General features: G+C 35.1%; 10 protein-coding genes. 7 read left to right on the top strand and 3 right to left on the bottom strand.

The window, feature by feature from the left end; translation table 11 throughout:
* Positions 1-101 precede the first annotated feature (101 nt).
* The gene (locus IWX80_RS09470) at positions 102-1,631 is read left to right on the top strand and encodes a S10 family peptidase (RefSeq protein WP_196853216.1); all 1,530 of its coding nucleotides are present in this window, start codon (positions 102-104) and stop codon (positions 1,629-1,631) included.
* Positions 1,632-1,765: 134 nt separating this feature from the next.
* Complete coding sequence (locus tag IWX80_RS09465; protein ID WP_196853215.1) at positions 1,766-2,956, top strand: NAD(P)/FAD-dependent oxidoreductase; 1,191 nt, start codon at positions 1,766-1,768, stop codon at positions 2,954-2,956.
* Between the two features lie 76 nt (positions 2,957-3,032).
* Here IWX80_RS09465 and IWX80_RS09460 read toward each other — a convergent pair whose 3' ends face one another.
* A complete protein-coding gene (locus IWX80_RS09460; RefSeq protein WP_196853214.1) occupies positions 3,033-3,416 on the bottom strand; it encodes a DUF3037 domain-containing protein in 384 nt (127 codons plus the stop codon).
* Positions 3,394-4,188 carry a HipA family kinase gene (locus IWX80_RS09455; protein WP_196853213.1) on the bottom strand — a complete coding sequence of 265 codons (795 nt, stop codon included), beginning with the start codon at positions 4,186-4,188 and terminating at the stop codon, positions 3,394-3,396. The genes IWX80_RS09460 and IWX80_RS09455 overlap by 23 nt, the downstream gene beginning before the upstream one ends.
* Positions 4,189-4,368: 180 nt before the next feature.
* Between IWX80_RS09455 and IWX80_RS09450 the strand changes: the two genes are divergently transcribed.
* Entirely contained in the window at positions 4,369-5,718 is a 1,350-nt protein-coding gene (locus IWX80_RS09450; protein WP_196853212.1) for a TlpA family protein disulfide reductase, read from the top strand.
* 26 nt (positions 5,719-5,744) lie between these two features.
* On the opposite strand, the gene IWX80_RS09445 is transcribed toward IWX80_RS09450, so the two are convergent.
* Positions 5,745-6,635 (bottom strand): NAD(P)H-hydrate dehydratase, encoded by an 891-nt coding sequence (locus IWX80_RS09445; protein ID WP_334682305.1) that lies wholly within the window; start codon positions 6,633-6,635, stop codon positions 5,745-5,747.
* A gap of 242 nt (positions 6,636-6,877) precedes the next feature.
* Between IWX80_RS09445 and gcvT the strand changes: the two genes are divergently transcribed.
* The 4 genes from gcvT to IWX80_RS09425 all read left to right on the top strand — a co-directional run bounded on the left by gcvT (position 6,878) and on the right by IWX80_RS09425 (position 11,833).
* The gene (gene gcvT / locus IWX80_RS09440) at positions 6,878-7,960 is read left to right on the top strand and encodes a glycine cleavage system aminomethyltransferase GcvT (protein ID WP_196853211.1); all 1,083 of its coding nucleotides are present in this window, start codon (positions 6,878-6,880) and stop codon (positions 7,958-7,960) included.
* Between the two features lie 6 nt (positions 7,961-7,966).
* The gene (locus tag IWX80_RS09435) at positions 7,967-10,009 is read left to right on the top strand and encodes a carboxy terminal-processing peptidase (RefSeq protein ID WP_196853210.1); all 2,043 of its coding nucleotides are present in this window, start codon (positions 7,967-7,969) and stop codon (positions 10,007-10,009) included.
* 14 nt (positions 10,010-10,023) lie between these two features.
* The gene (locus IWX80_RS09430) at positions 10,024-11,058 is read left to right on the top strand and encodes an LIC11966 family surface protein (protein ID WP_196853209.1); all 1,035 of its coding nucleotides are present in this window, start codon (positions 10,024-10,026) and stop codon (positions 11,056-11,058) included.
* A gap of 61 nt (positions 11,059-11,119) precedes the next feature.
* Positions 11,120-11,833 carry a YebC/PmpR family DNA-binding transcriptional regulator gene (locus IWX80_RS09425; protein WP_113635578.1) on the top strand — a complete coding sequence of 238 codons (714 nt, stop codon included), beginning with the start codon at positions 11,120-11,122 and terminating at the stop codon, positions 11,831-11,833.
* Positions 11,834-12,228: the final 395 nt, after the last annotated feature.

The following is a 12,228-nucleotide window of genomic DNA, read 5'->3' as shown; positions in this document are numbered from 1 at the left end:
TTCTGATTACTACTTTTTGTCACTCTATTAAAAAGCAATATATTAGTGCTGTTAAAATTATATCCAAAAAACGGTATCAAAATGCCCCAAACCAATCTTTTATGAAAAAAACAATACTATCCTTGCTCTTCCTTGGATTTTTTACCGCTTTGCATGCCCAACCACAAAAAGCTGCTACAACACCTCCCACTCCAAAAGAAGAAAGTTCAGCCGCAAATCTTATTTTCAATCCGGATTCGCAAGTAGTAACAGAGCACACAACAACTATCAAAGGTCAAAAAGTGTCCTATAAAGCTACAACTGGTACGATGCCCGTTTGGGACGAAGACGGAAAAGCAATTGCGGGTTTATTTTACACGTATTACGAACGCTCCGATGTAAAAGATCGTGCGGCGCGTCCTTTGGTAATTTCTTTTAATGGCGGTCCAGGTTCGGCTTCTGTCTGGATGCAAATTGCCTATACGGGTCCAAGTCTAATCAATATTGACGATGAAGGATATCCGTTACAGCCTTATGGAATCAAGGAAAATCCATATTCAATTTTGGATGTTGCCGATATTGTTTTTGTAAATCCTGTTAATACCGCATATTCAAGAGCTACGAGTAAAGAAATACCAACCACAAAATTTTTTGGCGTAAATGCGGATATTAAATATCTAGCCGACTGGATTAATGGATTTGTATCCAGAACGAATCGTTGGGCTTCGCCAAAATATTTAATTGGTGAAAGTTACGGAACGACACGCGTTTCCGGATTGGCACTAGAATTGCAAAACAGCGAATGGATGTATCTGAACGGTGTTATTTTAGTTTCACCAACTGAATTGGGAATCACTCGCGGAGTCGCTTCTGAAGCCGCACTGAAACTACCTTATTTTGCAGCAACGGCTTGGTACCACAAAATGCTGCCTGCTGATTTACAGAACAAAGACTTAACAGCCATGTTGCCTGAAGTAGAAGACTTTACCATCAATGAACTACTCCCCGCAATGAGCAAAGGAGGCGCATTAGACGACCAAAAAAGAAAAGAAATTGCTGCTAAAATAGCGCGCTATTCCGGTCTTTCGGAAAAAGTGGTTTTACAAAATAATTTAGATGTACCGTATGATTATTTCTGGAAAGAATTGTTGCGAGATCAAGGGTTTACCGTAGGAAGATTAGATTCCCGCTACAAAGGAATTGACCGCAAATCAGCTGGTGACGGACCTGATTTTAATGCGGAACTTACTTCTTGGCTGCACTCCTTTACCCCTGCAATCAATATGTATTTACGCAATAATTTGAATTACAAAACGGATTTTAAATACAATATGTTTGGTTCTGTACGACCTTGGGATGATTCCAATGATAAAACCGGGGAAAATCTGCGTCAGGCAATGGCACAAAATCCGTATTTGCATGTAATGGTTCAGTCCGGATATTATGACGGCGCCTGCGATTATTTCAACTCAAAATATAACATGTGGCAAATGGATCCAAGCGGAAGACTAAATGACCGAATGTCCTGGAAAGGCTACAGAAGTGGACACATGATGTATTTGCGAAAAGTAGATTTGGAAACTGCCAATGAAGATATCAGACAATTTATAAAACAATCTTTGCCTAAAGCTGGACAATCGGCGAAATATTAGTTTTAGTATAATTTTTTATAAAAGGGCTGTTCAAAATGATTTTGGACAGCCTTTTTTGTTTTTTTTAGAAATACATTGGTTAATAAAAAATCCATATCGGCGTTTACGGGTAAAACAAAGTCTACTTTTGTGCTGTGAAAAAATCAGTTTCAATTATTGGAGGAGGACCCGCAGCACTTATACTCGCTGCATTATTGGATTGTAATAAATTCAAGGTTACCATCTATGAAAAAAATAAAACACTGGGGAGGAAATTTCTGGTGGCCGGAAAAGGAGGATTTAACCTAACACATTCGGAACCCATTGGGGAATTGATTGCACGCTATACACCTCCTCATTTTCTGGAAAAAGCATTGCTTGATTTTGATAACGAAGACTTTAGACAGTGGATTGATTCGATTGGTATTCCAACCTACATCGGCAGTAGCAAACGCGTGTATCCTGAAAGTGGTATCAAACCTATTACTGTTCTCAACGCCATTCTAAATGTTCTGGATAAGCAAGGCGTTGCGATTGAGTACCAACACACTTGGAAAGGTTGGACGAATGAAAATGATATCGTTTTTAATACCGATACAACAATAAAATCCGACTATACCATTTTTGCGATGGGCGGCGGGAGCTGGAAAGTAACCGGTTCTGATGGTTCTTGGCTAGATTTATTCGAAAGGGAAAGTATTCCTGTAGTTCCTTTTCAATCTTCAAATTGTGCGTATCGTGTGAATTGGCCGGAAGATTTTATTGTAGAACATGAAGGCAGTCCGCTTAAAAATATTACGATTAGCTGTTTGAATAAAAAGCAAAAAGGCGAAGCGGTAATCACACGTTTTGGCTTAGAAGGAAATGCCATTTATGCGTTGAGTCCACAAATTCGGGAGGAATTGGAGAGCCATCAAAAAGCTATAATTTTTTTGGATATGAAACCAACCTTACTTTATGATGATTTGGTTCAAAAGATTAAAAAATCAACTTTTAAAAAGACCAGCGAAACATTACAAAAAGAAATAAAATTGAGTCCTGCACAGATTGGACTTTTGAAAAAATACCTTTCCAAAGAAACTTATTTGAATCCGGAATTATTGGCACAAAACATAAAAAAATTACCTATCGAAATCACGGGTTCTGCCTTACTGAACGATGCCATATCCACAACAGGAGGCATTCAACTGAGTGCTGTGGATGAAAATTTCCAACTAAAAAACAAAAAAAGTAATTATTGTATCGGTGAAATGCTGGACTGGGATGCGCCCACTGGCGGTTATCTTCTTCAGGCTTGCTTTAGTATGGGGATGCATCTTGCGCGTCACCTGAATAAGGTTTCTTAAATTTTAATATTCTTTTATTGACTGCAAAAAAGTATTCTGTTTTTGAGAAATGACTTTACAAAAGTTTTAAATTTATTTACAATACCATTTCTTCAAACAAGCGTTGTGTGGTTTGTTCCAAATCATCACACAAACCCGGATGTGGTCTTGAGGTTTGAATTGCAGAGCTGCGAAGCGCTGTCAGCCAACGAAAACGCGATGGAATATCAAATTGCGCTATGGGCCCACCTGATTTTTCGCCATGTGCCACTTTTGCAAATGCCTGTACATTTAAATGCAGTTGTTCCACATCCAAATCATCAGAAAAAAGTTGGAGTTTGGATTCATTAACCGAATATAAAACCTTAATAAACTTTGCTTTTTTACAAAAAAGAATAATGCCCACATTGAGGAATTCTTCGCGTTCTACCCTTGGCACAACTCGGATTACGGCATACTCATATAAGTGCTTTTCTTGCATTTTGTGCTTCGTTTATAAAAATTTCGGAATGGTTCAAACGTGTTCTTAAAAACTGAAAATAGACTTCCCGAATTGCTTCGGGAGTTTCATCGGTATCTTCCCAATGAAGCCAAACTTCCGGAATCATATTTACGATGTTTTGCAATACATCCTCAGATAATATTTTTTTGAAACTTGCGTCTGTTTCTGGCAACAAAGAAGCCTGAGGCAACAATACATGGTCTTTTATCAGTGCAAAAGGACTTTGTGCATGCTTTTCCCAATTGGTCCAAGAATGATGAAAATAAAAACTTGCGCCATGATCAATCAGCCATAATTCTTTATGCCAAATTAACATATTAGTGTTTCTAAACGTTCTGTCCACGTTTGTAATAAAAGCATCTAACCAAACAATTTCCGAGGCTAATTTTGGTTCCACCAAAGTAACAACAGGATCAAAATTTATGGCTCCCGATAAATAATGCAACGCCAAATTCAGGCCTTGGCTCCCTTGAAGTAAGTCCTGAATTTCTTCGTCGGCTTCAGAACGTCCAAAAGCTTCGTCGAGATTTGCGAAAACGAGTTCCGGCATTTTCAGGTTTAAAACACGGGCAATTTCTCCGCCAATTAATTCGGCTATCAAGGCTTTTACGCCATGTCCGGCACCTTTGAATTTCAATACATATTTAAAATCATCATCGGCTTCAGCTAGCGCAGGCAAAGAACCGCCTTCCCGCAGCGGAGTGATGTATCGCGTAACATTTACGGTTCTAAGATGGGGTGTTTTTTCCATAATCGAATTGGATAAAGCAATTTTGCTTGGATACAAACTTACAAATAAGTGGGGTAAAATTCATTTAGGAATGTTATTTTTATAAAAGCAAACAACACCTTTTAATTTTATTATTTATAAATTAACTAATAATTTTATAGGAATTAGTTTATATTTGAATAATCTTATAAAAAACCAGATATGAAAAAAACTATTTATCTATTGCTAATTTTAATTTTAGCCTCATTCACAACTTCAAAAGATCTAATAACAATTTCAGGAAAAATTACAAATACCGAGAAAGGAACAATCTGTATTAAAGGAGAATTATTTGAGCAAGAAATTGAATTAAAAGCTGATGGTAGTTTTTCAAAAAACATTAACATAACATATGATGGAATTTACACCCTTGAAACTGGCAAAAATAGCATCCCAATCTATTTGTCAAAAGAGACTAATTTGATGATACTAGCTGATGACAACGTTTTTAATACAAGTTTAAAATTTAAAGGACAAGGTAGTATCGAGAATCAATATGTAGCTGAAAAATCAAATATAACCTCTCAAATTTCAGATGAAGAATTATACAAATTAGATGAAATGGAGTTCCTAAACAAAGTGAATGAAATTAAAATTTCTATTTCTGAATTGTACAATAAAACTAAATTTTCTAATGCCTATTTCAAAGAAAAAGAGGTTGCTAATATCAATTATTTAGAGCAAAAACACTTGTTGTTTTATGAAAATTATCATAATTTTCATGCTCAATTAAAAGGATTTAAAGTTTCAGATAAATTTCCAAAATTTGAAGAAAGAGTAGATTTGGATAATGATGCTGATTTTTTATTTTCTAGTGAATACCAAAAATTAGCTACGTTAAAATTCTTTAATAATATAAAATTTGACGGAACTGATCTTGATTTCACTATAAATAAAATCATTAATATCAAAGCTCTTAAAAGTCAAAATCTTAAAAATTTCATAATTCAGAATTCCATTTATGACGTAAATATTGATTATCAGAATTATGAAAAAATATATCAAGAATATCTTTCAACTACAAATAATCCGAAATTAAAAGAGAGTTTAACTACAATTTATAATAATATAATAGCGACACAACCGCACAAAGCATCTCCACAATTTGATTATGAAAACCAAAAAGGTGGAAAAACGTCTTTAGAAAGTCTAAAAGGGAAATATGTTTACATAGATGTTTGGGCAACGTGGTGTGAGCCTTGTCTTAAGGAAGTACCATCTTTGAAAAAAGTGGAAGAAGAATATCAAGGTAAAAATATTCAGTTTGTTAGCATTTCTGTTGACAATATTAAAGACCGACAAAAATGGAGCAATCTTATAAACGCAAAACAATTGGGAGGAATTCAATTATTAGCAGATATGGACTTCAATTCCGAATTTATTAAAGGTTATGCCATTAAGAAAATTCCCAGATTCATTCTTATTGATCCAAATGGTAATATTGTAAATTTCGATGCCCCAAGACCATCAGATAGTAAACTGATTGATTTGTTTAACGAATTGAAAATATAATTTTTTTGAAAACCTTTTAAAACTTTTTATTCAATAATATTCAAAAAGGCTTTCCCAATATTCGCAATCACATCTGAAGCGATGAACGATTGATAGCCAGTTTGCGGTAAAGCGATATCAGCAGTTAAACCATGAAGATACACTCCAAGAATTGCGGCACTGACAGGTTCATAGGACTGTGCCAATAAACTGCAAATCATTCCTGTCAAAACATCGCCAGTTCCGGCGGTTGCAAGCGCAGCATTTCCGGTGGTATTTTCATAAACGGTTTCGCCATCGATGATTCGGGTGGGTGCGCCTTTCATCACGATTATAATTTCATACTGTTTTGAGAAAGAGATTGCTTTACTCATTTTCTCCTCTTCGTAATCCCATTTTCCAATTAATCGTTCCAGTTCTTTGGGATGTGGCGTGATGACCGTTTTAGGTTGTAGTAAAGCTAACAATTTTTTGTTTTTGGAGATGATATTTAATGCGTCAGCGTCTATAACAAGCGGAATTCTGTTTGTTTTCAGAAATTGATACAGCGCATTTTGGGTTTCTACGGCCTGACCCAAACCAGGACCAATTCCGATGGCTTGCGGTTTAATGTCAAAAGTGATATTAGAAATTATTTCCTCGTTAATATCTGTAAGAACCATGACTTCAGGAATCGCGGTTTGCAGAATTGTGTAGCCACATTTTGGAATAAAAACGGTGACTAATCCGCAACCAGTCTTCAAAGCTGCTTTCGAAGACAAACTGATTGCTCCTATTTTGCCATAACTTCCGCCAATGATTAAAGCATGTCCCTGAATTCCTTTGTGCGTATGCTTGTCCGGTTGTTTGTAATGTTTCAGGATTTCTTTTTGGTCGATATAAATAGGATTCGTCATGAAAATTTGTTTGTCTAAAATTACGGATTTTATAGGAAACAAAATTGTTAATTGAACTAAAATTCCCTAGCCCTGATTGTAACGGAAATCCTTATTATACGCCTTTTTTGCGGATAAAAAGATTGAAGTAAAAAGCAGGAAATAGCTCCTAAAAAAATGGTTACAAATTCTGTAATATGAATTGTTGCGAAAACGTTTGAATCTTTAAACTTTGCTTCGCTCCGCCTTTGTCACCCGAAATAAAATCAATAAATTAGCGACTTCAAATTTTATATAAAAACACAATGAAAAATACTGCGCTTACGCACATACACGAGAGTTTGGGAGCAAAAATGCTTCCGTTTGCCGGATACAATATGCCCATTTTATATGAAGGAGTAAATGCAGAACATGAAACGGTACGCAATGCCGTGGGTGTTTTTGACGTATCTCACATGGGTGAATTCCTGCTTACGGGTCCAAATGCATTGGCATTAATCCAGAAAGTGACTTCAAATGATGCTTCGACTTTGACCATCGGAAAAGCGCAATATTCTTGTTTGCCAAACAACGACGGCGGAATTGTAGATGATTTGCTGGTTTATAAAATGAAAGACGAGCAGTATTTATTAGTCGTAAATGCGTCGAATATTGACAAGGACTGGGATTGGATTTCGTCTCAAAATGATTTGGGTGTGGAGATGAAAAACCTATCGGATGATTATTCTTTATTGGCCATTCAAGGACCAAAAGCGGTTGAAGCAATGCAATCGTTAACTTCAAAAGATTTATCTGCGATTCCATATTACCATTTTGAAGTGGGTGATTTTGCCGGTATCGAAAACGTAATTATTTCGGCTACAGGATATACTGGTTCCGGAGGTTTTGAGATTTATTGCAAGAACTCCGAAGTAGAACAAATTTGGAATAAAGTTTTTGAAGCGGGTGCGGCTTTTGGTATTAAACCAATTGGTCTTGCAGCTCGTGATACACTGAGATTGGAAATGGGTTTTTGTTTGTACGGAAATGACATCAACGACACGACATCGCCACTGGAAGCTGGTTTGGGATGGATTACAAAATTCACTAAAGAATTCACGAATTCAGAAAATCTGAAAAAACAAAAAGAAGCTGGTGTTACTAAAAAATTAGTCGCTTTTGAAATGCAAGAACGTGCGGTGCCAAGACACGATTACGAAATTGTGAATGCAGCTGGAAATGTAATCGGGATTGTAACTTCGGGAACCATGTCACCATCAATGAATAAAGGAATTGGTTTGGGTTACGTAACTGTTGAAAACAGTGCCTTGGACAGCGAAATCTTTATCAGAATCCGTAAAAATGATGTTCCTGCCAAAGTTGTAAAATTACCTTTTTACAAGAAATAAAAATAAATGAAGAAACTTTCACTAGCATTTTTGCTTACTACATTTTCACTTTTTGGTCAAAATGACGCAAAAACTTGTGAAACACTTTCTAAAATAAACGCGTTATTACAACGTGAACATTATCAACCTAAACCGGTAGACGACAGTTTATCGGTTTTTGTTTTTGATGGTTTTTTGGATGCTTTGGATTCAAACCGAAACTTATTTACCAAGATTGAGTACGATAAACTATGCGAACACAGACTCCAACTGGATAATTATCTTCTGCAGAATAATTGTTCGTTTATGAATGATTTTGTTGCCGTCTACACTTTGGCTTTAAACAGAAAAAAGAAAGTTTTAGAGAAAATACAAAAAGAACCGTTTGATTACACTTCCAATGATTCAGTGAAATTTTCGAAGAAAAAATTTCCTTTTGATTTAGTTGCAACAGATTTAGAACGTATTTGGAAAAAGAGAATTCGGTATGATATCCTGGAAGATATTTCGAAGCTAAGTTCAAATTTAGATTCGTTAAATCAAAATTTTTCCTCTCTCGAAAAAACAACTAAAATAAAGTTATTTGATGCTAATTTGTGTCAGGTAAACAGTATTTTAGATACTAAAGGCCGAATAGAAAGTGATTTACACAACACTTTTTTGAATTTGTTTTGTACCTATTTTGACCCGCATTCGAATTATTTTTCTTTGGCTGCAAAATCCAGCTTCATGTCGGGTTTGTCCACCAGCACATTATCATTAGGGCTGAATGTAGGTTTTAATGAGAAAGAAGAAATCGTTGTGCAAGAAATAGTTCCCGGCGGTCCTGCTGCAAAAACTGGTAAGTTTGAAAAAGATGACATCATTCTAGCCGTTTCCAATACCAAAGGAATCAGCTATACCGTTTCCTGTTCTTCTATTGAAAAAATTGGAGAATTGATTTTTTTAGATTCCAATACTGACATAGAATTAACCATTCAGAAAAAAAATGGAGCTGTCATGACTGTATTTCTTAGAAAACAAGTGATGAAAGCGACGGATAATGTAGTCTATAGTTTTATTGCCGAAAAAGAAGCGAAAATTGGTTATATCAATATCCCCAGTTTTTATTCAAATTTTGATGGAAATTCCGTTCAAGGATGCGCTGATGATGTTGCCAAAGAAATTGTAAAACTTCAAAAAGACAACATCAAAGGATTAGTGATTGATCTCCAGAATAATGGTGGCGGCGCTATACAAGAAGCGATTAAATTAGCCGGAATGTTTATAGATATTGGTCCATTATCGGTTTTAGTAGACAGCAAAGACCAGCAAACTATCTTGAAAGATTTTAATCGCGGTAGCGTTTACAATGGTCCTTTGATAGTACTGATAAATGGGAATTCTGCTTCAGCAAGCGAATTTTTTGCAGCAGCTATCCAAGATTACAACCGCGGAATAATCATCGGGAGCACCTCATTAGGAAAAGCTACAATGCAGGCTATTTTGCCTTTGGACGAAAAAAACCAACAGGATTTTGTGAAAGTAACTATTGAAAAATTCTACAGAGTTTCCGGCAAAAGCCATCAAATGCAAGGAATTATACCAGATATTGCGCTACCGGTTTTATTTGACAGTATTACTTCTCGTGAGGACAGTTACAAAACAGCTTTGAAAAATGACATCATTACTACCAAAGCGAGATTCAGTCCGTTGCCAAGAACTTATTTCCCACAACTAACATCATTAAGCCAAACAAGAGTTAAAGCAAATGTTCGTTTTAATGAAATCAATACAGCAAATGAACAGATTAATGCACTTTATAACAATCCTAAAAAACCAACACGATTAGTTTTCAAAGATGTGTTTGAGGATGTACATGAAATTGACTCTCTTTGGGAAAAAGTAAAAAAAATAGTGGAAAGTGAAAGTGATTTTACTCTTTCGAATACTTCATATGATTTAGAGAATCTAAAATTTGATACTTTTCAGCAAGAAAGCAATGCATATAAAATTAAAAATTTAAAAAACAGTCCCTATTTAGAGGAAGCAATTGCAATACTAAATGATTACAACACTATAACCAAATAAACCAATCCTAAAATATGAAACCAACCTTTACCTTGCTCTTACTTTTGCTCGTTACAACATTTAGTAATGCTCAGGAATTCAAAACGCCTGTAGATTATTTGAATTATATCAGTAAGGAAACCGATATTATTTCCCGAACAACTTGGAAATACACTTCGGCAGTGGCACACAGCAAAAATGCCAGAAAAATAGATGTGACGAGAAAAACATTAGTCAAAAGCATACAAACCGCAGCTAAAAAAATAGAAGCTCTTAAAGATGGTTACAAAGGTGATGTGGAATATAGAAATCAACTTTTATCTTATTTGGCCATTTCTGAAAAGCAAATTAATCAGGAATATGACAAAATAATAAACATGCAGGAAGTTGCTGAACAATCCTATGACTTTATGGAAGCGTACATTATGGCAAGAGATTTAGTCAATGCTAAAATCAATGAGGAAGTGGATAAATTGAATGCAAACCAAAAAATATTTGCTACTAAATACGGGATTCAAATTGGGGAAGATAAAAGTGAATTGGGCAAGAAAATGAAAATATCCAATGAAGTTTTCGAAAATCACACTCAATTATATCTAATCTTTTTCAAAGTGAATTTCACAGAGTCAGTATTGATGAAAGCGATTGCTGATAACAATTTGAACGCAATTCAACAAAACAGCAATGTACTAGAACAGTATTCGAATGAAGGTTTGGAAAAACTAAAGACATTTCAACCATACAAAAATGACTTAATGCTTGTAAACGCTACCAAAAAAGTATTGGAATTCAGTAAAAAAGAAGCGTTAGAATTTGCACCGGGAGTTGTTGCTTTTATGATGTTGAACCAAAAATTTCAGGAAAACAAAAAGATCATGGACGACAAAGCCGCGAATGCAAGATCTAAAGCAGAAATTGATAATTTTAATTCGCTCGTAAATGCTTTGAATAAAGAAGTAGGAACCTACAACAAACTGAATACAAAGTTCAATACAGAGCGCTCCAACGCGATCAATAACTGGAATACGACGGGAACAAATTTTATTTCGAAACACGTTCCAATTGATTAACAAAAATATTTGAAAAAATAACTAATAACTGTATTTTTGCAGTTCAAAATAAGAAATAGAAATGGGAAGAGCGTTTGAGTTTAGAAAAGGAAGAAAAATGAAACGTTGGTCAGCAATGGCCAAAGCATTTACCAGAATTGGAAAAGATATTGTAATGGCTGTAAAGGAAGGCGGACCAAATCCTGATGCCAACTCCAGATTAAGAGCTGTTATCCAGAACTCTAAGGCAGTAAATATGCCGAAAGAAAATGTGGAACGCGCCATAAAAAAAGCAACTGATAAAGACACAGCCAATTATAAAGAAGTTTTATTTGAAGGATATGCGCCTCATGGAATTGCAATTCTGGTGGAAACTGCCACGGATAATAACAATAGAACGGTAGCTAATGTTAGAAGTTACTTCAACAAATGCAACGGAACTATGGGAACTCAAGGTTCTGTAGAATTTATGTTTGATCACACCTGCAACTTTAGAATTCCTGCAAACGGAATTGATCCTGAAGAACTGGAATTAGAATTAATCGATTTTGGTGCTGAGGAAGTTTTTGAAGATGAAGACGGTATCTTGATTTATGCTCCTTTTGGAAGTTTTGGAACCATCCAGAAAGAATTAGAAAACAGAGGATTGGAAATTCTTTCTTCTGGATTTGAAAGAATTCCGCAGATTACAAAGAAATTATCGGAAGCAGAAATGGCGGACATCGAAAAGCTAATTGAAAAACTAGAGGAAGATGATGACGTAATGAACGTGTATCACACGATGGAAGAAGCTTAAAATTCGTTATAATTATAGTTAAAACTCTAGCTTTGGCTGGAGTTTTTTTGTTTTACAATTTATGAACTAACAATGTAGCTTGTGTCATTTCTTTCATTTAACTTTTCTGAAGTTTACAAGAAATAAATCAACAGTTTTTCAAAACAATTTTTAATCAGCTTTTGCCTTCAAATTATTGTATAAATACCTTTTAAATATCGGATTTTAACTAAAAATAGAGGATTTAGAAACGAGTATTTTTTAATATCTTTTTTACTGCTACCAAGTTTCTTATATTTGCTCACTTTTGCGAAATGCAACGTCTCAAAAACAAGCGAAACATAAAACCATTAGAAACACAATTATTTTTTGTGAAGATTTTCTACAAAAGATAATTCTTGATTGAATGAGTTTAG

Origin of the sequence: Flavobacterium sp. CAN_S2 (genome assembly GCF_015752255.1) — a bacterium.
Classification (GTDB): domain Bacteria; phylum Bacteroidota; class Bacteroidia; order Flavobacteriales; family Flavobacteriaceae; genus Flavobacterium.
This window is presented reverse-complemented; position numbering and strand designations above follow the sequence as displayed.

What these genes read in the sequence shown, in the direction of transcription:
- IWX80_RS09470 (WP_196853216.1), top strand. Translation starts at nt 102, where the DNA reads ATGAAAAAAACAATACTATCCTTGCTCTTCCTTGGATTTTTTACCGCT.
- IWX80_RS09460 (WP_196853214.1), bottom strand. Translation starts at nt 3,416, where the DNA reads ATGCAAGAAAAGCACTTATATGAGTATGCCGTAATCCGAGTTGTGCCA.
- IWX80_RS09455 (WP_196853213.1), bottom strand. Translation starts at nt 4,188, where the DNA reads ATGGAAAAAACACCCCATCTTAGAACCGTAAATGTTACGCGATACATC.
- IWX80_RS09450 (WP_196853212.1), top strand. Translation starts at nt 4,369, where the DNA reads ATGAAAAAAACTATTTATCTATTGCTAATTTTAATTTTAGCCTCATTC.
- gcvT (WP_196853211.1), top strand. Translation starts at nt 6,878, where the DNA reads ATGAAAAATACTGCGCTTACGCACATACACGAGAGTTTGGGAGCAAAA.
- IWX80_RS09435 (WP_196853210.1), top strand. Translation starts at nt 7,967, where the DNA reads ATGAAGAAACTTTCACTAGCATTTTTGCTTACTACATTTTCACTTTTT.
- IWX80_RS09430 (WP_196853209.1), top strand. Translation starts at nt 10,024, where the DNA reads ATGAAACCAACCTTTACCTTGCTCTTACTTTTGCTCGTTACAACATTT.
- IWX80_RS09425 (WP_113635578.1), top strand. Translation starts at nt 11,120, where the DNA reads ATGGGAAGAGCGTTTGAGTTTAGAAAAGGAAGAAAAATGAAACGTTGG.